Below are 20,202 nucleotides of genomic sequence, written 5' to 3' on the forward strand. Positions count from 1 at the left end.
GCGCGACAGCGGTCGGCCGCAGCCCGGCGGCCGGCGGACGGGCGCCCGGCGGACGCAACTGATGCGCCTGCGGCACCTGGGCCCGGCCCGGCGCGGCCGGCGAAGCCGGCGCAGCGGAGACCGGCCCGGCGTTGCCACCGGCCCTGGCCTGCTGGGAAAGCGCGGCCTTGAGCTGGCGGGCGACCCCGGCGAGAGCCGCGGCGCTCGGCCAGCGCGCGGCCGGGTCCTTGGCCAACGCCCGTTCCACCACCGCGCGGACCTGCGGGGGGATGTCGGCGGGCAGCGGCCGGGGCGTCTCCCGCACGTGCCGCATCGCGATGTCGAGCGGGTTGTCGCCCTCGAACGGACGCCGCCCGGCGAGACACTGGTAGGCGACGACGCCGAGCGCGTACACGTCCGAGGCCGGGGTGGCCACGCCGCCGGTGGCCTGCTCGGGCGAGATGTACGAGGCGGTGCCGAGCACCGAACCAGCGGCGGTGAGCTGGCCGACCAGGTCGGAGCGGGCGATGCCGAAGTCGGTGAGCACCAGGGTGCCGTTCGGCCGGACCAGCAGGTTGCCCGGCTTCACGTCGCGGTGCACGATGCCCTTCTCGTGCGCGGCGTGCAGCGCGTCCGCGGCCTGCGCGACAAGGGCCATCGTCCGGGCCGGGGTGAGCCGGCCGACCCGACTCAGCGTGGACGACAGCGCGTCCCCCTCGACGTACTCCATGACCAGGAAGGCGATCTGCTGGTCGTTGCCGAAGTCGTAGACGTCCACCACGCCGGGGTGGTTGATGGTGGCCATGGTGCGGGCCTCGCCGCGGAACCGCTCGGCGAAGTCCGGGTCGTCGAGCAGCGCGGGCAGCAGGCTCTTTACCGCGACCGTCCGGCCGAGCACCTGGTCGGTGCCGCGCCAGACGTCGCCCATGCCGCCGCTGGCGATCCGCTCGTCGAGACGGTAGCGGTTGCCGAGCTGCACGCCGGGGCTGAGCATGTCAGCGACCCCCGGGGTCTTGGATGGCGGCCTTCATGATCTGGCCGGCGATCCGGGCCGCCTCACCGCTGCCACCTGGGCCGGCCTCCTCGAGCATCACGCAGACCGCGGAGACCGGGTTGCCGTTCTTGTCGAGCGCGAAGCCGATGAACCAACCGTGGTCGGGCCGGTCCGGCGCGGACTGCGCGGTGCCGGTCTTGCCGCCGACCGTGTAACCGCTGATCGCGGCCTTCCGTCCGGTGCCGTTCTGGACCACGCTGACCATCATCTCGCGCAGGTCGGCGGCGACCTGTGGCTCGATGGGCTGACGCAGATCGCGCGGCTTCGCGGTGTAGTAGCTGGTGGTCCGGTCCGGGGCGAGCAGCTGCTGGACCAGATACGGCCGCTTCTGGCTGCCGTTGTTGGCGATCGAGGCGGCGATCATGGCGCCTTCGAGGGGGGTCATCCGGACGTTGTTCTGGCCGATCGAGGACTGGGCCAGGGCGGCCTGGTCGGTGCTGCCGTCCGGGTTCTGCATGTCCCCGGTCCGGCTGGCGGCGGTGGGCAGACCGTCCTCGCCGAGGTGACCGACGGTGAGGTCGTCCTCCTCGAAACCGAACTGGCGGGCCTTCTCCTTGATCGTGTCGGCGCCGAGCCGTACGCCGAGTTGCGCGAAGCCGGTGTTGCACGACTCGGTGACCGCCTCCAGCAGGGTGACCTTGGGCTCGGGGCAGATCGACTGTTCGGCGTTGCGGATCGGGGTGCCGGAGGTGGGCGGCGTCCAACTGGGGCCGGCCGGAATCTGGGTGCTCTTGCTGATGCCGTTCTCCAGTGCCGCCGCGGCGACCACGATCTTGAAGGTGGAGCCCGGTGGCAGCGTCTCGCCGAGCGCCCGGTTCTTCAGCGGTTCGGCCGGGTCCTTCTCCAGCTTGTTGAACGCCGCGGTCGCCTCGGTGCCGTTGTGGCTGGCCAGTGGGTTCGGGTCGAAGCTGGGCATGGAGACGAGCGCCTGCACCGCCCCGGTGCGCGGGTCGATGGCGATGGCCGCGCCCTTCTTCGCCCCCACCTGGTTGTTGCGCAGCTGGTTGTACGCCACGTCCTGAGCCCGCTTGGAGAGCGAGAGCAGCACGTTGCCACCACCGCTGTCGTCGCCGGTGAACATGTCCTTCACCCGGTCGCCGATCAGCTGGTCGCTGGTGCCGGCCAGGAAGTCGTTCTCCACCTGCTCGATGCCCTGGTCGGCCAGGTTGACCGGCTTGTAGCCGAGCACGTGGGCGTACTCCGCGCCGCCCGGGTAGGTGCGCAGGAACTTCAGCTTGCCGGTGGTCTCCTTGCTGGTGGCCAGCGCGGTGCCGCCGGCCTCGATGTTGCCGCGCTTGCGCTTGTAGTCGGCCACCTGGACGCGACCGTTGTAGTCGCTTGTGCGGTACTCGTCGGCCTTCTGGAACTGCACCCAGTTGAGGTTCGCGAAGAGCAGGCCGAACAGGACCATGACGACGACGCCGACGCGGCGCAGTGGTGCGTTCACGGCTTGATCACCTCCGTGGGAGCACCGTGCAGCTGCTCCGGGGCGCCACCGGTGGGTCGGGTGGCCTTGCTGGCACTCCCGCCGACCGGCCGGCGGGCTCCGTCGGAGACCCGCAGCAGCACAGCGATGAGCAACCAGTTGGCCATCAGCGACGAGCCACCGGCGGACAGGAACGGGGTGGTCTGACCGGTGAGCGGGATGAGCTTGCTGATCCCGCCGACGATCACGAAGACCTGGAGGCCGAGGGTGAACGCGAGACCACCGGCGAGGAGCTTGCCGAACGAGTCCCGGACCGCGAGCGCGGCCCGCAGCCCTCGCTCCACGATCAACAGGTAGACGACAAGCAGTGCGGAGAGACCGAAGAGGCCCAGCTCCTCACCGATGCCGGCGAAGATGAAGTCGTTCTGCACCTCGGGCAGGATGTCCGGTTGACCACCGCCCGGCCCGGCGCCGAAGAGCCCACCCGTGCCCAGGGCGAGCAGCCCCTGCACGAGCTGGTAGCCCTTGTCGGTCGGGTCGGCGAACGGGTCCAGCCAGATCTCCGCCCGGACGTAGAAGTTGGCGAACGGCCCACCGACCATCGAGCCGAGGACGTACGCGAGATAGACGCCGCCGAAGAAGAGAACCAGACCGATGAGCAGCCAACTGACCCGTTCGGTGGCGATGTAGAGAGTCACCACGAACATGCCGAAATAGAGCAGCGAGGTGCCCAGGTCCTTCTCGAAGACGAGGACCAGGAGGCTGACCAGCCAGACGCCGACCACCGGGCCGAGGTCGCGCCCACGCGGAAAGTCGATGCCGAGGAACCGTCGGCTCGCCAGCGAGAGCACCTCGCGCTTACGGACCAGGTAGTAGGCGAAGAAGACGAGCAGCGCCAGCTTGGCGAACTCACCCGGCTGGATGGAGAAGCCACCCACCCGGATCCACAGCTTCGCACCGTTGATCTCGGAGATGCTCGCCGGCAGCACCGCCGGGAGCATCACCAGCACGATGCCGGCCAACCCCAGGGTGTACGAGTACCGGGAGACCGAACGATGGTCGCGCATGATGGCGAGCAGACCTGCGGCGAGGACCACCGCGGCGAGTGTCCAGGCCAACTGCCGCCCGCCGATGCCGGCGAAGATGGCCAGGCTCTCCCGGTCGGCGACCGGCGCATCGCCCAGGTCGATCCGGCGGAGGAAGCCCACCCCGAGCCCGTTGAGCAGGGCCACGGCCGGCAGCAGTGCCGGGTCGGCGAACGGGGCGAGGAACCGGATGACCAGATGCAGACCGAGGAAGACCGCGCCGAGCGCGGCAGCGGGCATCCAGAAGTCCGGGGTGACCGTGTCCAGCAGGTTCGCCTCGACGGTCGCCCCGTACGCGGCCACCAACGCCATGGCGAGCAGGAGCAGGGACAGCTCGGCGTTGCGGCGCGACCGCGCCAGGCGTACGCCGGACTGCTCGCCCGCGGTGGCGGGCGAGGGTGCCGGTGTGGCCGCTACGGTCACAGGTGGAGTCCTTGGGATCTCAGCCGACACTCACTCAGGAGACCGGCAACCGGCCGGGTCGAGCGCCGGCGGGGCCGAATCGGAGGGCGTGTTGTCGGGCGTGGTGGACGAGCCGGTCGCACCGACAGCGGCGGTGGCACCGACTGTCGGGCTCGCGCTGGCGACCCCGTTGGAGGTCGGCGACGCGATGGTGCTCGGGCTGCCGTTCGGGCTCGGCGACGGGTCGGCCGGTGTCGGCGTGCCGCCCGCCGGTGCGGTCGGGTCGAGCGGGCAGAGTGGCTTCAGGTTGGGGTTGCTCGGGGTGTCGCTTGTCAGCTCGGCGAGCTGGCGTTCGGCGTCCGGCTCGCTCTTGGCCCGGATGCCGACCTTGACGGTGTCCTGTGCCGCGACAGTGAGGTCGTCCAGTCGGGTGCCGCTGCGGCGGTGCACCGTGGAGAGGTCCATCCCGGCGATCTGACCCTGGACGCCTCGGAAGACGGCGACCTGGCCCTCCTCGGTGGCTCCCACGTAGTACTGCCGCTGGGTGTACGTCCAGCCCGCGAAGGCCCCTCCAGCGACGATCACCAGCAGGGCTACCGCCATGGCGGCGGTCCGCACCGGGCGGCGCTTCGGCCGGTCCGATTCGTCGTCCGAGGGCGCTGGCTCCTCGGGCGCGGCCGGGCGCGGCGCGGCGAGCGCCGAGGCTCGGGCGGCTGGGGTGGAGTCGTCAGCGGAGGTCGCCATGCCGCGGTCCCGAGCGGCGGCACCGCCGACGATCGGGCTCGCCTCGACGATGTCCTGGTCGGTGGCATCGGCGATGATCACGGTGATGTTGTCCGGGCCGCCGCCGCGCAGCGCGAGCTGTACCAGCCGCTCGACGCACTGCTGCGGGTCGGGATATTCCCGCAGGGTGTCGCCGATGGTCTCGGCGCTGACCACACCCGACAGGCCGTCGCTGCAGATCAGGTAGCGGTCGCCGGGCAGCACCTGGCGCACCGAGTATTCCGGGTCGATGTCCCGGCCGTCGAGGGCCCGGGTGAGCAGCGACCGCTGCGGGTGGCTGCTCGCCTCCTCGGCGCTGATCCGGCCCTCGTCGACCAGCATCTGGACGTACGTGTCGTCCTTGGTGATCTGCGCGAACTCGCCGTTGCGCAGCAGGTAGGCCCGCGAGTCGCCGATGTGGACCATCCCCAGCTTGCTGCCGGTGAAGAGGGTCGCCGTCAGCGTGGTGCCCATCCCCTCCAGCTGCGGGTTGGCGTCCACCGTGTCGCGGAGTTGTTGGTTGGCGGTGCCCACTGCCGAACGCAACGCGTCGACGAGAGCGTCCCCGGGGACGTCCTCGTCGAGCGGCGCCATGGCACCTATGACGATGTTGCTGGCGACGTCACCGGCGGCCATGCCGCCCATGCCGTCGGCAACGGCGAGTAGCCGCGGCCCGGCGTAGACGGAGTCTTGATTACCGTCTCGGATCAGACCGCGGTCGCTGTGGGCCGCATAGCGCAGGGTCAGAGTCATGGCCGTAATTCGAGGGAAGTGCGGCCGATCCGGATCGGCACGCCGAGGGGGACGGGGGTTGGTCCGGTGACCTTAGCGCGATCGAGGTACGTGCCGTTAGTCGAGCCGAGGTCCTCGACGTACCACTGCCCGTCGCGCGCCACGAGCCGGGCGTGTCGCGCGGAGGCGTAGTCGTCGGTGATGACCAGGGTGGAGTCCTCAGCCCGACCAATGGTGATCTGCGCATCACCCAGAGTGATCCTGGTGCCGGCCAGCTGACCGGCCGTCACTACCAGCTGGTGCGCGGCTCTGCCCCGTTTCACCTTCGCCGGCTTCGCCGCCTGCCCCGTCGAGGCGCCGACCGCGCGTGGCGCGGCCACCAGACGCCCCGAGCGGGCGCCCGCGAAGAGATCCCGGCGGATCACGCCGACCACTGTGAAGACGAAGATCCACAGCAGGATCAGGAAACCGAACCGGGCAACGGTGATGACCAGTTCCGGCAAGGCGGGTCAGCCGTCCACGCGGAAGGTCAGCGTCGTCGTGCCGAGCTGGACCATGTCACCGGGGTTGAGCGCCACAGCGGAGACCCGCTGCCCGTTGACCATGGTGCCGTTCGTCGACCCCAGATCGGTGAGCACGACCTGACCACCGTCGAAATCCAACCGGGCGTGTCGCCGGGAGATGCCGACGTCGGGCAGACGCAGGTTGGCCTGGTCGCCGCGACCGATCACCGTCGACCCCATCTGGAGGGGGTAGGTGCGACCGTCGCCGGAGACCAGTCGCACGTTGCGACCGCCACCGTGCCCGGGCGGAGGGCCGTAGCCACCACCCTGGTCGTACGCGGGGTAGGCGGGCGGGCCGGCGTCGTAGCCGGGTGCCGACACCGGGGCGACCTCGCCGCCGGTGTAGACCTCGGCCGTGACACGGAACATGCCCGTGTCCAGGCCCTCACCTCGCTCGATCTCGACGATCACGTCGCCGTAGACAGTCCAGGCCTGCTCGCCGATGAACTCCGCCTGCGACTGGGCCAACTCCTGGGCCAGCGCAGCGGCGTACGGCGCCAGCCGACTGTGGTCGAACGGCGAGAGATCGATCACGTAGCGGTTGGGCACCAACGTGCGCCCACCGGCCAGGATCGCCTTGTGCGCCTCGGCCTCCCGCTGCATGGCGTTGAGGATCTCCACGGGGTGGACCACCCCTTTGAAGACCTTGGCGAAGGCCCCTTCTACCAGGCCTTCCAGACGCTTCTCGAAGCGTTGCAGCACGCTCACCGGCTCCTCCTCGGGTCCCGAGGACATGATGGTATCCGGCCGGGGCGCGCGCAGCTCACACGCCGCTCGGCCACCTGCTCCCGGCCCGTTCGGAAGGGCCGGGATTGCCGTGCTAATCTTTCGTCCGCCACGAACGGTAATCGCTCGTGGCGAGCGTCTGGGACAGCGTAGTATTCCCGAGGCCCGTTGGAGACAGCGGGCCGGGGCGGATACAGTGTTCCGGGTTGTGCCACGGGGATGTGGCGGAATGGCAGACGCGCACGGTTCAGGTCCGTGTGCCCGAAAGGGCGTGGGGGTTCAACTCCCCCCATCCCCACCACCGACGAGGGCTCCGCATACCGCGGGGCCCTTCCGTCATATCGGGGCGGGTCGGACGCCACGCTATGCTGCGATTGATTCTGTCTCCGATGGACCAGGAGTGGCGTGTGAGTGTCGCGTTGGTGACAGGGTCGGGTGGCCTGATCGGCTCCGAGGCGGTCCGGCACTTCGCCGGCCTCGGTCTGGACGTCGTCGGCATCGACAACGACATGCGCCGGTATTTTTTCGGCGAGGACGGCTCCACCTCGTGGAGCCTGGAACGGCTCGCCGGTGACCTGGGCGACGCGTACACCCACTTCGCGGTGGACATCCGGGACCGGGACGGCCTGGAGCAGGTCTTCAAGAAGTACGGCTCGGACATCGCCGTGGTGATCCACAGCGCCGCCCAGCCGAGCCACGACTGGGCCGCCAAGGAGCCGTACACGGACTTCGACGTGAACGCCGGCGGCACGCTCAACATGCTGGAGAACACCCGCCAGCACGCGATCGACGCGGCGTTCATCCACTGCTCGACGAACAAGGTCTACGGCGACCGGCCCAACAGCCTGCCGCTTGTCGAGCTGGAGACCCGGTACGAGCTGCCCGAGGACCACCGCTGGTACGAGGGCATCACCGAAGAGATGTCGATCGACCACTCGCTGCACTCGGTCTTCGGCGCCTCGAAGGTCGCGGCCGACGTGATGGTCCAGGAGTACGGGCGCTACTTCGACATGAAGACCGCCTGCTTCCGGGGCGGCACGCTCACCGGTCCGGCGCACTCGGCGGCCGAGCTGCACGGGTTCCTTGCGTACCTGATGCGCTGCGTGATGGAGGGCCGGACGTACAACCTGTTCGGCTACAAGGGCAAGATGGTCCGGGACGCGATCCACTCCCGCGACGTACTCACCGCGTTCGAGGCGTTCTTCCGGGCCCCGCGCTCGGCGGAGGTCTACAACCTCGGCGGCGGCCGGCACTCCAACACCTCCCACATCGAGGCGTTCCGGATCGCCGAGGAGATCACCGGCCGCGAGGCGCGGATCAACTACGTCGAGCAGAACCGCACCGGCGACCACCAGTGGTATGTCAGCAGCATGGCCCGGTTCGAGGCGCAGTACCCGGACTGGAAGATCACTTACGACGTGCCGATGATCCTTCGGGAGATCTACGAGGCCAACGTGGGTAAGTGGGTATTCAAGGCATGACCGCGCGGACCAAGCGCAACGTGCTCGGCGTCCTGGTCGACGCCACCGACTACGCCACGGCGACCGATGCGGTGGTGACCGCGGCGCACGAGCGGCGTCCGCTCGCGCTCACCGCGTTGGCAGTGCACGGTGTGATGACTGGGGTGCTCGATCCGGCGCACAACGCGCGGCTCAACTCCTTCGACGTGGTCACACCGGACGGGCAGCCGGTGCGGTGGGCACTCAACCTGCTGCACCACGCCGGGCTCTCCGACCGGGTCTACGGGCCGACGCTCACCCTGCACGTGCTGGCGCGCTTCGCCGACGAGGGGCTGCCGGTCTACCTGTACGGCTCGACCGAGGAGACCCTGGCCCGGTTGATCCCGGCGCTGGAGCGGATGTTCCCGGCCCTGAAGATCGCCGGGGTGGAGCCGTCCAAGTTTCGGGCCGTCCAGCCGGGTGAGGACGCCGAGATCGCCGACCGGATCCGATCCAGCGGTGCCCGGTTGGTCCTGGTCGGGCTGGGCTGCCCGCGCCAGGAGGTCTTCGCGTACGCCATGCGACCGCTGCTGGACATGCCGTTGATGGCGGTCGGCGCGGCCTTCGACTACCACGCCGGGTTGCTCCGCCAGCCGCCGCGCTGGATGCAGCGCGCCGGTCTGGAGTGGTTCTGGCGTCTCGGTCTGGAGCCGAAGCGGCTCTGGCGCCGGTACGTCATCCTCAACCCGGCCTACCTGAGTCGGCTCCTCGCCCAGAAGGTCGGCCTGTGGAAGGCCCGCCCGCCGGCCCCGGCCCACGAGCGGCCGGCCAGCTTCTCGGTCTGATCCCGATCCGCCACGGCACGAGGCCCCACCCGATCTTCCGGGTGGGGCCTCGGTCGTGGGAGACCGCTCAGACGGTCAGGGTCCAGGTGTTGATGTAGCCGGTGTCGGCCGCGTACACGTCCCGCACCTGGAGCCGCCAGATGCCGTCGGCGGCTTCACCGGAGACGTTCACCGTGTACGTGGTGTTGACGTTGTCGGCGCTGTCCGAACCGCTGTTCTTCAACCGGTACGCGCTGCCGTCCGGCGCGAGCAGGTCGATGACCAGGTCACCCCGGTAGGTGTGCACGATGTTCACCGCGACGGTGGACGCCGACGAGGCGTTGCGACCACAGCCGGAGATGGTGATGGAACTGGTCACCGCCGAGCCGGCGTCCGGGATCGACACGTCGGTGCCGTTGGTGCCGGTGCAGCCGGTGGGCGGCGGCGGGGTGCTGCCGGTGCCCACGTAGAGCAACAGGTTCGGCGAGCCGGAGCCGGGGCTGCCCACCACGTTGGGGGTCGCGTTTGCCACCAGTTGGTTGCGCACCTGGGCCGGGGTCCAGCTCGGGTTGGCGCTGGCCACCAGGGCCGCCGCGCCGACCACGTGCGGCGTGGCCATCGAGGTGCCGCTGATCGTGTTGGTCGCGGTGTTGCTGGAGTACCAGGCCGAGGTGATCGACGAGCCGGGGGCGAAGATGTCCAGGCAGGTGCCGACGTTGGAGAACGACGAGCGGGCATCCGAACTGGTCGTCGAGCCCACGGTGATGGCCTCCGTGGTACGCGCCGGCGAGGTGTTGCACGCGTTCGCGCCGCTGTCGTTGCCGGCCGCCAGTCCGTACGTGACGCCCGAGGCGATCGAGTTGCGTACGGCGCTGTCCAGCGAGCTGTTCGCGCCGCCACCGAGGCTCATGTTCGCCACCGCCGGCTTGATCGCGTTCGCGGTGACCCAGTCGACGCCGGCGATCACACCGGCGTTGGTGCCGCTGCCGGAGCAGTTGAGCACCCGTACGCCGACGAGTTGGACGGCCTTTGCCACGCCGTACGTGGATCCGCCGACGGTGCCGGCGACATGCGTGCCGTGCCCGTTGCAGTCGTCGGCCGACCCGCCGTCCACCGCGTCGTAGCCGGAGGTGGCCCGGCCGCCGAAGTCGTTGTGGGAGAAACGGATGCCGGTGTCGATGATGTAGGCGTGCACGTTGCTGGCCGTGTTGGGGTAGGTGTAGGAGCTGTCCAGCGGCAGGTTGCGCTGGTCGATCCGGTCCAGGCCCCAGGAGGGCGGATTGGCCTGCGTGCCGGAGATGGACACCGTGTGGTTCTGCTCGACGTACGCAACCGCCGGGTCGGCCGCGATCCGCGCCGCCGCGCTCGCGCTCACCGTGACCTCGAAACCGCGTAGCGCCGCGCCGTAGGTGCGGGCCACCGTGCCGCCGTGGCGGCCGGAGAGCCGCTTCGCGGTGTCGCCGACCCGGTCCCGGGCCACGGCGCTGTCCTTGAGAACGACGATGTAGCTGTCCGGCACGGCGGTGGCTCCGCCGGCGGCCCTGACCACACCGGCAGGTTCGGCGGCCAGGGCTGGCGTGCCGACGGCCAGCACCGTCGCCGTGGCCACCCCGACCAGTACGGACCTTCGTGGAAGACCCATCTCCTACCTCCCTCTGACCGGTGGTGGAACGTGACCACCGGTCCCAACATCAATCGACATTCGCCGATCCAGCTGAGGGTAAGTCAGGGATCGGATGGTTGGACATGCCGGATCGTCCATATCTCTGTGCGATGACCCCTACGGGCCGGGCTTCCGGGGCGAACGGGGGACCGGCCCGGATTCGCCGCAGCGCGATTCGGGAAAGACTCTCGAACATGGAGAGTCAGCTCACCATCCTGCTTCCGATCGCCGCCGTCTGGTTGGCCGCCGGCGTCATTGCCGACGGGCTTCCCAGGCTGCGCAACACCCGCATGCTGCGCCGGCGTACCGGATGGTTGCTGGTGTTGGCCCTCACCGGCGTGGCGCTCACCGCGGCCGTGCTCGGCGGCGGTCTGCTCAGTGCCGGCAGCGCACCTGTCGACCGGGCCGCCGCCGGGCTCGCCCTGGCCGCCGGGCCGGCGCTGGTGGCGACGGTCTGCTCGCTAGGGCGGATCCGCCGGCTCCGGGCCGGCGCGGGCGCATTCGCCAGCGCCCCCGGTACGCCCGCGCCACACGGGCTACGCGCCGCTGCGGCCCACCCGCTTGTCGGCCTGCCGTTGCAGGTGACCGCGCTGGCCACGGTGCCGGCGTTGATCGAGGCGGTCGGCACCGACCTCGGAGCCGACCCGGGTGTCACCGGGCCGGCGATCACAGTGGGCGCGCTCGCGGTGATCGCGATCGGGGTCCGGCACGCGCTGCGGCACAGCCGGTTTGCCGAGCGGGCACAGCCCGACGTGCCGCGGTCAGCGCGGACGGCCGGCCCCCTGCACGTATAGCAACTCCAGAATCGCCCTGGTCGCCTCGAACCAACGATCCAGCCACTCCGACGGCGGCACGGTGCCCTTCGGCGGCAACTCCATCAGCAGGCCGCGGAGCAGCGGATGGTCGGCCAGCGAGGCGCTGGGCTCCATCGGCCAGCCGCTTGGCGGAAACGACGGCTCGACAAGTGGGTTCGGGTCCAGCGAGGGCAGCGAGAGCGGCATGTCCACCGACTCGGCGGCCGAGGTGTCCCGCCCGCCGATCTCCTGGTCGTTCGAGACCACCTCGGTCAGTACGCTGTCCCGACGCGCCCCGCGGTACTTACCACCGAACCGCTCCGGTTTGCCCGGACCGTTGGTGAGATTGTCTGACCCGATCGTCGTCATCCGTCTCGCCTACCTCGCTCGGTTGCCGGTCGGTGTGACGGGTCGTCGACCTGCGCCGCACCGACCAGTTCAACGAGACGGGCCGGCTGTGGCGACGGGAATCCCGGCGGAACCTCGCCGACCGACCCCGAGCGACCGACCCTCGTCGGACACGGCGAGGCCTCCGTCCGGATCCGGATCCGGACGGAGGCCTCGGTCGACACTCGGTCAGACCGTGTCGAACGCACCGCCTCGGGTGCCACCGACGAAGGCGTGCCAGTCACTCGGTGCGAAAACCAGGGCCGGGCCCGTCTTGTCCTTCGAGTCCCGCACTCCGACCGCCCCCGTCACGTACGCCACCTCCACGCAGTTGTCACAGTTCGGTCCGCTCTTCGAGCTCTTGAACCATGCTGCCTGCGTCAGGTCCACGGGGAACCTTTTGGTCGCCATTTCCACAACGGCTCCTCTGCCAGTTTTGCGATGTGTGCGACGGACTCCTCTGGACGTATGGCCGCAGCGCGGATGTGATCGAAGATGAAGCTGTACTTCTGTAGTTCGTCGCTCTTCTCGAGGAAAAGCCCACCCGTGGCGTTCTCCGCGTACACAACATCCGGATCACCGGGCTCAGGGAAGCTGAGGATCGTGAAGGTGCCGTCCATGCCGGCGTGCGCACCCACCTCGAAGGGCAGGATCTGGAGCGTCACGTTCGGCAACTCGGCAACCTCGACCAACCGCTTGAGTTGGCCACGCATCACCTCGTCCCCGCCTACCGGCCGACGTACCACCGCCTCATCGAGTACCACCCACAGATCGACCGGATCGTCCTGCGTCAATAACGACTGACGGCCCAGACGGACACGCACCCTCTGGTGTACCTGATCGGCGGTGAAGTCTGGCCGAGCCGCACGGATCATCGCACCGGCATACTCCTCGGTCTCCAGCAGGCCCGGCACGACCTGCTGTTCGTACGCCCGGATCGAACTCGCCGCCGCCTCCAGCCCGACGTACGCGCCGACCAGCACCGTGCTGTACGGATGCCACCAACCTTTCTGGCGGGCCTCACGGGCGATCTGCACCAGCTCGTCGCTCTCCGCGCCGACCACTCCGTAGATCCGCAGCATGTCCCGCACGTCGCGCGGGGTGGCGGTGGTGTGGCCGGTCTCGATCCGGGAGACCTTCGACGCCGAGCACTCCAACTGCTCGGCGACCACCTCGATGGTGATCCCGGCGGACTCACGCTGGCGGCGCAGCTCGGCACCGAGCCGCCGCCTCCTGATGGTCGGACTGCGCCGCTCACTCATCGCGCAACCCGTGAGTCGCTGGTTCCCGCCGCTGGCTGCTCGACCCCACTCGGGCTACCTCCGGTCGACGCGCCACTGCCTGACACCCGCCGGTGGCGCGACCGTCGGCCGGCGAGCGTTCGCGACGAAGGGGGTGGTGCCGGTCCTCGGCCGGCCGCGACGGGCGAAACCGGCTCCCAGTGTGCCGTCCGTACGCGGAAGGCATCAATAGGCCTTTCGCGTGACTCGCTCACGTATCGGCAAAAGTCGACGTGCAACTTGCATGTAGCACGTCGCTGATGCACTCTGTCCGTATGGCACGGGTTACTCAGCGTCTCGATCCGCTTCCTCGCAGTGGCAACCACACCGGGGCGGGGCAACCGGGCACGGCGCTGGCCCGGCCGGCACGACCGAGACGTGCTCCGGGGTAATGACCCCGCCGCTGCAAGCCGGCAAGCTGCGGCGGCGGGCGCGGTTCCCGGAAGCATCCGGGTGATGGTCGGGTGGCGGCACGCCACCAGCGGAGTACGGCCCGGCCACCACCATCCGCACCACCGGTTCACGAGGCACGACCCCGTCACCGGCCGAGACGTCCCCCGTTCAGGCACCGCCGGCACAGCCGCCGGCCGATCCTCCCCAGGAGCCCATGTGCTTCCCCGCACCGGTGACGTACTGCTCGTGACTCGCGCGGCGAGTGTCCAGTTCCTCAGGCCGATCAAGTTCCGGGTGATCCGGGTGCTGGACTGGCCCACCTACGACGGTTGGCTCTGGCTCGACGGCTACGAGTTGAACGCCGCGGGCGACGCGGTCAACCGACGGTCGATCTTCGTCCAGCGGGACGGGCTGCAGCAACTGCAGGCGGCCCCGGAGCCCCGCCCGCACACCGTACGGGCCCGGCGACCGGTCACCCGTACCGCGATCCGGGTCGGCTGACCGACCCGATCCGCCGCCGGTGGGCGTGCCGTCGCCATAGAATTGGTACGCCCACCCCGGCACCGTTCCACCCGCGCGTCCAGGACCCTGACCCTGGGATGGTCATGGTCAATCAGCCCGCCCTGCGGCGGCACCACCGCTCCCGTATCGCCTATGCATGTGGACTTCTCGCTCTCCTCGGCGCGATGGTCACGGCCCTCATCCTCGTCCGCGACCCGGCGATGTCGTCCACCCGGTTGACCGCACCGGTGCCGGCACCGGAGATCACCGTGATCGACGATCATTCGCCGACGGACGACGGTCCACCGGCAGCCGAGGAATCCGACTGGATCGGCGCGGATACGCCCGGCAACCAGGTCGGCGTCACCGAGCCGACCGGATCGGCCGGGTCGGCCGCCGGTGGTGGCGCCGGCGGCCCGTCCGACGGACGTCAGCAGCTCGGCGCGGCAGCTCCGGCCGGGCACCCCGGATTGGACACCCGCCGCTCTCTGTTCTGGTCCGGGATCTTCGGCCTCGCCATCTCACTTGCCGGCCTCGGGCTGGTCGGCACCCGTCGACGAATGTGGTGACCACCGGTTCAGGGCGTGCCCGTCACCGTCGGGCTCGGTGCGGACGGGCTCACCCCGGTCGAGGGCCGGGCCTGCGAAATGATCAACAGCACCTCGTCGTCGGTCGACACCGGTGTGCCGGTGCCCGGCTCGGTGCCCACCACAGTCCCGGGCGGCAGCTCGGACGGCCGGTACACCACCCGGTAGGCAAGGCCGAGCCGGCCAAGCAACCCCTCGGCGGTGGACTGCGGCAGGCCGGCGAGCGGCGGCACCGGCACCTCGACCGGTGCGCTGGTGACCGGCGGACTGCTCGGTGCCTCGCTTGTCGGCGCGGCCGAGGTGGGCGGGGCGCTGGTCGGCGCGGCACTCGTGGCGCTGGGTGGTGGTGCCGACGGGGTGGAGCCCGGGTCGTCCGGGTCGTCGTCCTGCTTGGCGAGCACCAACCAGAGCGCCCCGCCGAGCAGGCCGGCGAGCAGCAGCGCCAGCACACCCCACAGGATCGGCAGCCACCACCGCCTGCCGCCCTGCTCCTCGACGTACCACTCCCCGGCTGCATCGTCCGGCCGGGGCGGCCGGACCTCGGCCCGCCCGGACCACGCCGGGGCGGCCAACCGCCCCGCAGGCAGCCGGGTCGTCTGCTCGGCCGGCGGAGCCGGAGTGGTCGGCGGACCCGGAGTGGTAGGCGTGGTCGGCGGGCCCGGCGTGGTCGGACCATCCGGGCGGGTGGCCGCGGCACTGTCGATCGGCATGGTCTGGTCGGGCTCCGCCCGGTCGGCCGCCGGTGGCAGTGCGCGGGTCCGGTCGTCGTCCTGCTCGTTGGCGGGAGGCTCCTGGCGGTCGTCGCTCATCGCACGTCCTTTCCCGAACCGGACAGGCGGCATGGCCCTCGACCGTCAACCTAGTCGCCAAACCTGCCATCGGTGGGGATCAGCGTGCCGAGCCGTGCACGGACCGTCACACCTTCCCGGCTGCGACGATCCGGCACGGGCTTCATCCAGCTCAGGGAGTGGGCTTCGCCGTCGGTTGTTCGGGGGCGCCCGCCCCACACCAGATGCTCACCTCGTCGTTCCACCGGGCCGAGCCGTCCTCGACCGGCTCCTGCCGGGCGACCTTCCCGCTGCGACCGCTGAGGTAACGCGGGTAGAGGCCCTCGTCGATCAACTCGTCGACGGCTTTGGCGCAGTCCTTGCCGACCACGTCCGGCACCTCGGCAGCTGGCGCCGGCCCAGCCACCTGAAGTTGCACTGTGGCGCCCCGGGCGACCTCGGAGCCCACTTCCGGTGAGGCGCTCTCGACGGTACGACCGGTTCCGCCGCCAAAGACCAGCCGCCAGCCCAGCCGCTTCTCGCGCAGCATCTCCCGGGCCTCCACGAAGTCGGCGCCGACCACCGGTGGCACGGTCAGGCCGGCGCCCTTGGTCGCGGTGGCGGAGGTCCGGACCGCCGACGGCGTGGTCCGTCCGGTGCTCGGTCGAGGCGCGGTGGCCCGGCTGGTCGGCGGGCTGGTCGTGGTCGCGGCGGCCAGCGGATCCGTCGGGGATTCGCCGCCGGCCAGCAGCCAGCCGCCGGTCGCGCCGATCGCGGCGAGCAGCACCAGGGCCAACCCACCGCCCAGCCACATGCTGGCCCGGCTTGCGCCGCCGCCCACGGCATCCTGCGGGCCCGTGTTCGTGTCCGTCATACCGCCCACCGCCTCATCACCGGCGACCGTACCGCCCGCCGCTCCATCCGCCGCACCGACGGTCCGTCCATACCGGCGGGTTGTTGCGACTCGCCGCGCCGACGACGGGACGTTACGCTGCCCCGCATGGCCAGACAGGGCTGGGGAGTGTCGATCGCGACAGCGGTCGGGGTCGCTGCCGGCGCGGGCGCCGCGCAACTGGGCTTCGGCTACGGGCTCGGCGTCATCACCTGGACACCCACAGATGCCGGCGCCAGCGACACGGCCTGGGCTGACGGCCTCGCCTGGGCCACCTGGCTCGCCGCCAGCTCCACGGTGCTCGGCGCGGTCTGCGCGCAGCGGCTGCACCAGCGCGGCGCTCCGGTGCCGGCCACACCGCCGGTGAGCGGTCCGGAGGCGACCGGGAGTTCCGACTCGGCGACCGCCACGGATCCACAGGCCGCCGACTGGCCCGACCCGGAGCCGACCGACAACCGACCGTCGCAGGTGCCCGAGGCGCGGTCCGCCGGCCAGGACAGCCTGCTGCGGCGGGTGGTCCTGGCGCTCGCCGCCGGGATCGGCGGGCTGGTCACCGTGCTGCTGATCGCCGTTCCCGCGCGGGTCGCCACCGGCGCCGACACCGGGGCACCGCAACGGACCGCCGCCGTGCAGGCGGTGCTGGGCATCCTGATCGGCGTACTCGTGGCCAGCTGGGCGCTTCGTTCCCGGGCCGCCGCGATGAACGTGATCGCGACGGCCGCCTGGCTCTGGCTGCTCGCGGTGGTCTCGGTGATCGACGGTGTACGCGTCGGACGAGGGCTGACCGGCGCGCAGCTCGGCACCTGGCAGCTTGATCCGGACCAGCCGCAGTACTGGATCTCAGGCCAGCTCTACTGGCCCGGCGCACTGTTGGCACTCGTGCCCGCGCTGCTGATCGGCGTGCTGGCCGCCCGAGGAACGGCCCGTTCGGCCGGGCACCGGGTCGGGGCGGCCGCCTCCGGGGCCGCCGGGCCGGTGCTCGTCGCGCTCGCCTACCTGACCACCCTGCCGCACTGGTCGACGCTGGGTCCCGCGCAGCTCTCCACCCAACTGATCGCCCCGTACGCGGTGCTCGCCGGCATCGGCGGGTCGGTGCTCGCCGCTGTCCTCGCCGATCGCGGCGAGCGGAGTCGGGCGGCGCACCGGGGTGGGGCTGCCTCGGCCACGAGGACCGGGCCGGGCCCGGCGGTTCAGGCCGACCCGAGCCCGGTGACCGTCGACGGGGCGACCTCGGCCGATCGTGCCGATCCGGCCCCGACCGTCGAGCCCGACTCCACGCCGTCGACGGCAAGCGTGCCGGTCGACACCGCGGGTCGGCGCGGTAGGGCCGCCACCGCAGCCCAGCCAGCCGGTACGGACTCCCCGGTGGGTGAGGCCGTCACGTCCCGGGTGCCGGCGCCGCGGACCGAGCCGGAACTGCCCGGTCCGACCGAGGTGGAGATGCCGCCGCCGGCTGCTCGGCGGACCCGCGCGACCCGCCGATCCGCCCGCCCCACCACCGACTGAACCCGACCGCCGGGCGGCGGTGGGGTCAGGGGACCGGCCAGGTGTGGACGGGTTCGTTCGCGCGCTGGAGTTCCGCGTAGCGCTTCACCATGTGGTGCAGCGCGGCGGACCGGTCCATGCCGTGCCGGCGTTCCGCCGCCCACACCGCCTCGGTCTGCCAGACGGCACCGTTGCGGCCGGTGCGGCAGCGTTGCTCGATGATGCCGAGCAGCCGGTCCCGCTGCGCCGGGGCGACCCCGAAGCCGTCCAGGCCGGCCGCGGCGGTGGGCAGCAGCCACTCAAGCACCAGCTTGGTCACCGGCACGTCACCAAGCCCGGGCCAGTGCAGCACGGCGTCGAGGCCACGTCGGGCGGCGGCCTGGAAGTTCTCCTCGGCGGAGCTGAAGGTGAGTTGGCTCCAGATCGGGCGGTCCGCCTCGGCCAGACCCCGGGCCAGCCCGAAGTAGAAGGCCGCGTTGGCGAGCATGTCCACCACCGTCGGGCCGGCCGGCAGCACGCGGTTCTCCACCCGCAGGTGCGGCCGGCCGTTCATGATGTCGTAGACCGGGCGGTTCCACCGGTAGACAGTGCCGTTGTGCAGTCGCAACTCCCCGAGCTGCGGCACGCCGCCGGCATGCAGCACCTCCACCGGATCCTCGTCCTCGCAGATCGGCAGCAGCGGCGGGAAATACCTGACGTTCTCCTCGAAGAGATCGAAGATCGAGGTGATCCAGCGTTCGCCGAACCACACCCGGGGCCGTACGCCCTGGGCCTTGAGCTCGTCGGGACGGGTGTCGGTGGCCTGCTGGAACAGCGCGATCCGGGTTTCGGCCCACAGTTGGCGCCCGTACAGGAAGGGGCTGTTCGCACCGACCGCCACCTGCACCCCGGCGATGGCCTGGGAGGCGTTCCAGTAGTCGGCGAAGCTGTCCGGTGCGACCTGGAGATGGAACTGGAGGCTGGTGCAGGCGGCCTCGGGGGCGATCGAGTCGGTGTGCGTCCGCAACTGCTCGACGCCCCGGATGTCCAGCTCGATGTCCTCGCCGCGGGCGCCGACGATCTGGTCGTTGAGCACCCGGTAGCGCTCGTTCGTGGAGAGGTTGTCCTCGACCAGGTGCCCCTCGGTGAGAGTGGGCAGGATGCCGACCAGGACGATCTTCGCGTCGGACTTGGCCGCGCGTTCGTCGGCCCTGGAGAGGCTGCCGCGCAGGTCGTGCTCGTAGTCGGCGAAGCCGGTGCCCTCGATCAGCCGGGGTTCGGCGTTGAGTTCCAGGTTGAACTGCCCCAGTTCGGTCTGGAACAGCGGGTCGGCGATGTCGGCGAGGATCTCTTCGTTGCGCATCGCCGGCTCGGCCGCCGAGTCGACCAGGTTGAGCTCGATCTCCAGGCCGGTCATCGGCCGATCGGCGTCGAACCCGAAGTCGTCCAACATGAGGGCGAAGACATCAAGGCACCGTCGCACCTTCTGCCGGTAGCGGACGCGATCATCCCGGGTGAAGGCGCCCTGCGAGACGTCCCTGCCCATGTGTCCTCCCGACAGCCGGCGCGGTCGGGATTCTTCCGTCCCGGAAAGCGCATTGTGAACCCTCCACGGTAAGAGCGCCCACCTGACCCGGGCCAGAGGCCGACGGCGGTGATCCGACATCGACCGGAGCGGGCGCACTCGTGGCGCCATCTGTACCCCGTTCGTCTACCGACCGGACGCGATGGCGGCGCGAGCCGCTGGTGACAAATACCACGACTGCGGCGTCGGCGGTGGAGACGCCACCGGGCCCACGCCGAGGTGCGGCGTGGGCCCGGTGGACCGGCGATGCGGGGCAGATCAGGCCTGGCGGACGGCCTCGCCCTCGATCTCGATCTTGATCTTGCGGCTGACCAGCACGCCCCCGGTCTCCAGGGCGACGTTCCAGGTCAGGCCGAACTCCTCGCGGTCGATCTCGGTGCTCGCGGAGAAACCGAAGATGTCCTGACCGAACGGGCTGCGGCCGACACCCTCGAACTCCACCTCCAACTCGACAGGCCGGGTGACGTCCTTGATGGTCAGCTCACCGTTGAGCACGAACTCGCTGCCACGACGGGACTTGACCCCGGTGCTGCGGAACTCGAGCGTCGGGAACTTCTCGGAGTCGAGGAACTCGGGGCTACGCAGGTGCGCGTCCCGGTCGGTCTGGGTGGTGTCGATGCTGGCCGCCTGGATGGTCGCGACGACCGACGACTGCAGCGGGTCCTCGGCGATGGTGATGGTGGCGGTCGCCTCCTTGAACTCACCGCGAACCTTGCTCACCATCATGTGCCGGGCCACGAAGCCCACCCGCTTGTGCGCCACGTCGAGGGCGTAGGTGCCAGCCGCCGGAATGGTGAGGCCGTCCCAGTCGCGGGTAACCGCATCGATGCTGCTGGTCATGCTGCTGTCCTCCAGGGGGATTGTTTAGTAGCCCAACGACTGCTGAAGCAAATGTAA

At 70.6% G+C, this 20,202-nt stretch carries 20 protein-coding genes and 1 tRNA gene; 7 read left to right on the plus strand and 14 right to left on the minus strand.

What is annotated here, in order from left to right:
• From AB0B85_RS22665 to AB0B85_RS22690, 6 genes are all read right to left on the minus strand, one after another.
• A partial coding sequence (locus AB0B85_RS22665) for a serine/threonine-protein kinase (RefSeq protein WP_357410364.1) occupies positions 1–973 on the minus strand: 973 nt, incomplete at its 3' end.
• Position 974: 1 nt separating this feature from the next.
• Positions 975–2,480 carry a penicillin-binding protein 2 gene (locus AB0B85_RS22670; RefSeq protein WP_357410366.1) on the minus strand — a complete coding sequence of 502 codons (1,506 nt, stop codon included), beginning with the start codon at positions 2,478–2,480 and terminating at the stop codon, positions 975–977.
• Complete coding sequence (locus AB0B85_RS22675; protein WP_357410368.1) at positions 2,477–3,967, minus strand: FtsW/RodA/SpoVE family cell cycle protein; 1,491 nt, start codon at positions 3,965–3,967, stop codon at positions 2,477–2,479. The genes AB0B85_RS22670 and AB0B85_RS22675 overlap by 4 nt, the downstream gene beginning before the upstream one ends.
• A gap of 30 nt (positions 3,968–3,997) precedes the next feature.
• Complete coding sequence (locus tag AB0B85_RS22680; protein ID WP_357410370.1) at positions 3,998–5,461, minus strand: PP2C family serine/threonine-protein phosphatase; 1,464 nt, start codon at positions 5,459–5,461, stop codon at positions 3,998–4,000.
• Positions 5,458–5,943 carry an FHA domain-containing protein gene (locus tag AB0B85_RS22685; RefSeq protein WP_357410372.1) on the minus strand — a complete coding sequence of 162 codons (486 nt, stop codon included), beginning with the start codon at positions 5,941–5,943 and terminating at the stop codon, positions 5,458–5,460. Before AB0B85_RS22685 ends, AB0B85_RS22680 begins: the two co-directional genes overlap by 4 nt.
• A 6-nt stretch (positions 5,944–5,949) precedes the next feature.
• Positions 5,950–6,738, minus strand: coding sequence for a DUF3662 and FHA domain-containing protein (locus tag AB0B85_RS22690; protein WP_007454122.1), 789 nt, complete (start codon positions 6,736–6,738; stop codon positions 5,950–5,952).
• Positions 6,739–6,944: 206 nt separating this feature from the next.
• On the opposite strand from AB0B85_RS22690, the gene AB0B85_RS22695 reads away from it, so the two are divergent.
• The 3 genes from AB0B85_RS22695 (at position 6,945) to AB0B85_RS22705 (ending at position 9,013) form a co-directional block, all read left to right on the plus strand.
• Positions 6,945–7,030, plus strand: a tRNA-Leu gene (locus tag AB0B85_RS22695).
• 64 nt (positions 7,031–7,094) lie between these two features.
• The gene (locus AB0B85_RS22700) at positions 7,095–8,210 is read left to right on the plus strand and encodes an NAD-dependent epimerase/dehydratase family protein (protein ID WP_357410374.1); all 1,116 of its coding nucleotides are present in this window, start codon (positions 7,095–7,097) and stop codon (positions 8,208–8,210) included.
• On the plus strand, positions 8,207–9,013 hold the full coding sequence (locus AB0B85_RS22705) for a WecB/TagA/CpsF family glycosyltransferase (RefSeq protein ID WP_357410376.1): 807 nt from the start codon (positions 8,207–8,209) through the stop codon (positions 9,011–9,013). The genes AB0B85_RS22700 and AB0B85_RS22705 overlap by 4 nt, the downstream gene beginning before the upstream one ends.
• A gap of 67 nt (positions 9,014–9,080) precedes the next feature.
• Here the strand turns inward: AB0B85_RS22705 and AB0B85_RS22710 are convergent, their stop codons facing one another.
• Positions 9,081–10,634 carry a S8 family serine peptidase gene (locus AB0B85_RS22710; protein ID WP_357410378.1) on the minus strand — a complete coding sequence of 518 codons (1,554 nt, stop codon included), beginning with the start codon at positions 10,632–10,634 and terminating at the stop codon, positions 9,081–9,083.
• Between the two features lie 215 nt (positions 10,635–10,849).
• Here AB0B85_RS22710 and AB0B85_RS22715 point away from each other — a divergent pair, with 215 nt between their 5' ends.
• The gene (locus AB0B85_RS22715; protein ID WP_357410380.1) at positions 10,850–11,449 is read left to right on the plus strand and encodes a hypothetical protein; all 600 of its coding nucleotides are present in this window, start codon (positions 10,850–10,852) and stop codon (positions 11,447–11,449) included.
• On the opposite strand, the gene AB0B85_RS22720 is transcribed toward AB0B85_RS22715, so the two are convergent.
• The 3 genes from AB0B85_RS22720 to AB0B85_RS22730 all read right to left on the minus strand — a co-directional run bounded on the left by AB0B85_RS22720 (position 11,417) and on the right by AB0B85_RS22730 (position 13,098).
• Positions 11,417–11,818 carry a hypothetical protein gene (locus AB0B85_RS22720; protein ID WP_357410382.1) on the minus strand — a complete coding sequence of 134 codons (402 nt, stop codon included), beginning with the start codon at positions 11,816–11,818 and terminating at the stop codon, positions 11,417–11,419. The genes AB0B85_RS22715 and AB0B85_RS22720 overlap by 33 nt on opposite strands.
• Before the next feature lie 207 nt (positions 11,819–12,025).
• Positions 12,026–12,247 carry a DUF397 domain-containing protein gene (locus tag AB0B85_RS22725; RefSeq protein ID WP_357410384.1) on the minus strand — a complete coding sequence of 74 codons (222 nt, stop codon included), beginning with the start codon at positions 12,245–12,247 and terminating at the stop codon, positions 12,026–12,028.
• Positions 12,217–13,098, minus strand: a complete 882-nt coding sequence (locus AB0B85_RS22730; RefSeq protein ID WP_110562910.1) for a helix-turn-helix transcriptional regulator — start codon at positions 13,096–13,098, stop codon at positions 12,217–12,219. Before AB0B85_RS22730 ends, AB0B85_RS22725 begins: the two co-directional genes overlap by 31 nt.
• 627 nt (positions 13,099–13,725) lie before the next feature.
• Between AB0B85_RS22730 and AB0B85_RS22735 the strand changes: the two genes are divergently transcribed.
• A complete protein-coding gene (locus AB0B85_RS22735; protein ID WP_357410387.1) occupies positions 13,726–14,010 on the plus strand; it encodes a hypothetical protein in 285 nt (94 codons plus the stop codon).
• 185 nt (positions 14,011–14,195) lie between these two features.
• Positions 14,196–14,579, plus strand: a complete 384-nt coding sequence (locus AB0B85_RS22740) for a hypothetical protein (protein ID WP_357410389.1) — start codon at positions 14,196–14,198, stop codon at positions 14,577–14,579.
• 8 nt (positions 14,580–14,587) lie between these two features.
• Here AB0B85_RS22740 and AB0B85_RS22745 read toward each other — a convergent pair whose 3' ends face one another.
• Together AB0B85_RS22745 and AB0B85_RS22750 are read right to left on the minus strand one after the other, a co-directional pair.
• A complete protein-coding gene (locus tag AB0B85_RS22745) occupies positions 14,588–15,406 on the minus strand; it encodes a PASTA domain-containing protein (protein WP_357410391.1) in 819 nt (272 codons plus the stop codon).
• 151 nt (positions 15,407–15,557) lie between these two features.
• Positions 15,558–16,238: a PASTA domain-containing protein gene (locus tag AB0B85_RS22750; RefSeq protein ID WP_357410393.1), complete on the minus strand. Its 681-nt coding sequence runs from the start codon at positions 16,236–16,238 to the stop codon at positions 15,558–15,560.
• A gap of 126 nt (positions 16,239–16,364) precedes the next feature.
• On the opposite strand from AB0B85_RS22750, the gene AB0B85_RS22755 reads away from it, so the two are divergent.
• A complete protein-coding gene (locus tag AB0B85_RS22755) occupies positions 16,365–17,762 on the plus strand; it encodes a hypothetical protein (RefSeq protein WP_357410395.1) in 1,398 nt (465 codons plus the stop codon).
• A 25-nt stretch (positions 17,763–17,787) separates the two neighbouring features.
• Here AB0B85_RS22755 and AB0B85_RS22760 read toward each other — a convergent pair whose 3' ends face one another.
• Together AB0B85_RS22760 and AB0B85_RS22765 are read right to left on the minus strand one after the other, a co-directional pair.
• Complete coding sequence (locus AB0B85_RS22760; protein WP_357410397.1) at positions 17,788–19,266, minus strand: glutamate--cysteine ligase; 1,479 nt, start codon at positions 19,264–19,266, stop codon at positions 17,788–17,790.
• Positions 19,267–19,563: 297 nt separating this feature from the next.
• Positions 19,564–20,145, minus strand: coding sequence for a YceI family protein (locus AB0B85_RS22765; RefSeq protein ID WP_357410399.1), 582 nt, complete (start codon positions 20,143–20,145; stop codon positions 19,564–19,566).
• Positions 20,146–20,202: the final 57 nt, after the last annotated feature.

The organism is Micromonospora sp. NPDC049044, from assembly GCF_040649215.1.
Taxonomy (GTDB): Bacteria; Actinomycetota; Actinomycetes; order Mycobacteriales; family Micromonosporaceae; genus Micromonospora.

Bases quoted from the DNA above. Each gene is read 5' to 3' on its own strand.
- AB0B85_RS22730 (WP_110562910.1), bottom strand. From the start codon at position 13,098: ATGAGTGAGCGGCGCAGTCCGACCATCAGGAGGCGGCGGCTCGGTGCC.
- AB0B85_RS22755 (WP_357410395.1), top strand. From the start codon at position 16,365: ATGGCCAGACAGGGCTGGGGAGTGTCGATCGCGACAGCGGTCGGGGTC.
- AB0B85_RS22750 (WP_357410393.1), bottom strand. From the start codon at position 16,238: ATGACGGACACGAACACGGGCCCGCAGGATGCCGTGGGCGGCGGCGCA.
- AB0B85_RS22680 (WP_357410370.1), bottom strand. From the start codon at position 5,461: ATGACTCTGACCCTGCGCTATGCGGCCCACAGCGACCGCGGTCTGATC.
- AB0B85_RS22690 (WP_007454122.1), bottom strand. From the start codon at position 6,738: ATGTCCTCGGGACCCGAGGAGGAGCCGGTGAGCGTGCTGCAACGCTTC.
- AB0B85_RS22700 (WP_357410374.1), top strand. From the start codon at position 7,095: ATGCTGCGATTGATTCTGTCTCCGATGGACCAGGAGTGGCGTGTGAGT.
- AB0B85_RS22705 (WP_357410376.1), top strand. From the start codon at position 8,207: ATGACCGCGCGGACCAAGCGCAACGTGCTCGGCGTCCTGGTCGACGCC.
- AB0B85_RS22715 (WP_357410380.1), top strand. From the start codon at position 10,850: ATGGAGAGTCAGCTCACCATCCTGCTTCCGATCGCCGCCGTCTGGTTG.
- AB0B85_RS22745 (WP_357410391.1), bottom strand. From the start codon at position 15,406: ATGAGCGACGACCGCCAGGAGCCTCCCGCCAACGAGCAGGACGACGAC.
- AB0B85_RS22720 (WP_357410382.1), bottom strand. From the start codon at position 11,818: ATGACGACGATCGGGTCAGACAATCTCACCAACGGTCCGGGCAAACCG.
- AB0B85_RS22765 (WP_357410399.1), bottom strand. From the start codon at position 20,145: ATGACCAGCAGCATCGATGCGGTTACCCGCGACTGGGACGGCCTCACC.
- AB0B85_RS22710 (WP_357410378.1), bottom strand. From the start codon at position 10,634: ATGGGTCTTCCACGAAGGTCCGTACTGGTCGGGGTGGCCACGGCGACG.
- AB0B85_RS22760 (WP_357410397.1), bottom strand. From the start codon at position 19,266: ATGGGCAGGGACGTCTCGCAGGGCGCCTTCACCCGGGATGATCGCGTC.
- AB0B85_RS22740 (WP_357410389.1), top strand. From the start codon at position 14,196: ATGGTCACGGCCCTCATCCTCGTCCGCGACCCGGCGATGTCGTCCACC.
- AB0B85_RS22725 (WP_357410384.1), bottom strand. From the start codon at position 12,247: ATGGCGACCAAAAGGTTCCCCGTGGACCTGACGCAGGCAGCATGGTTC.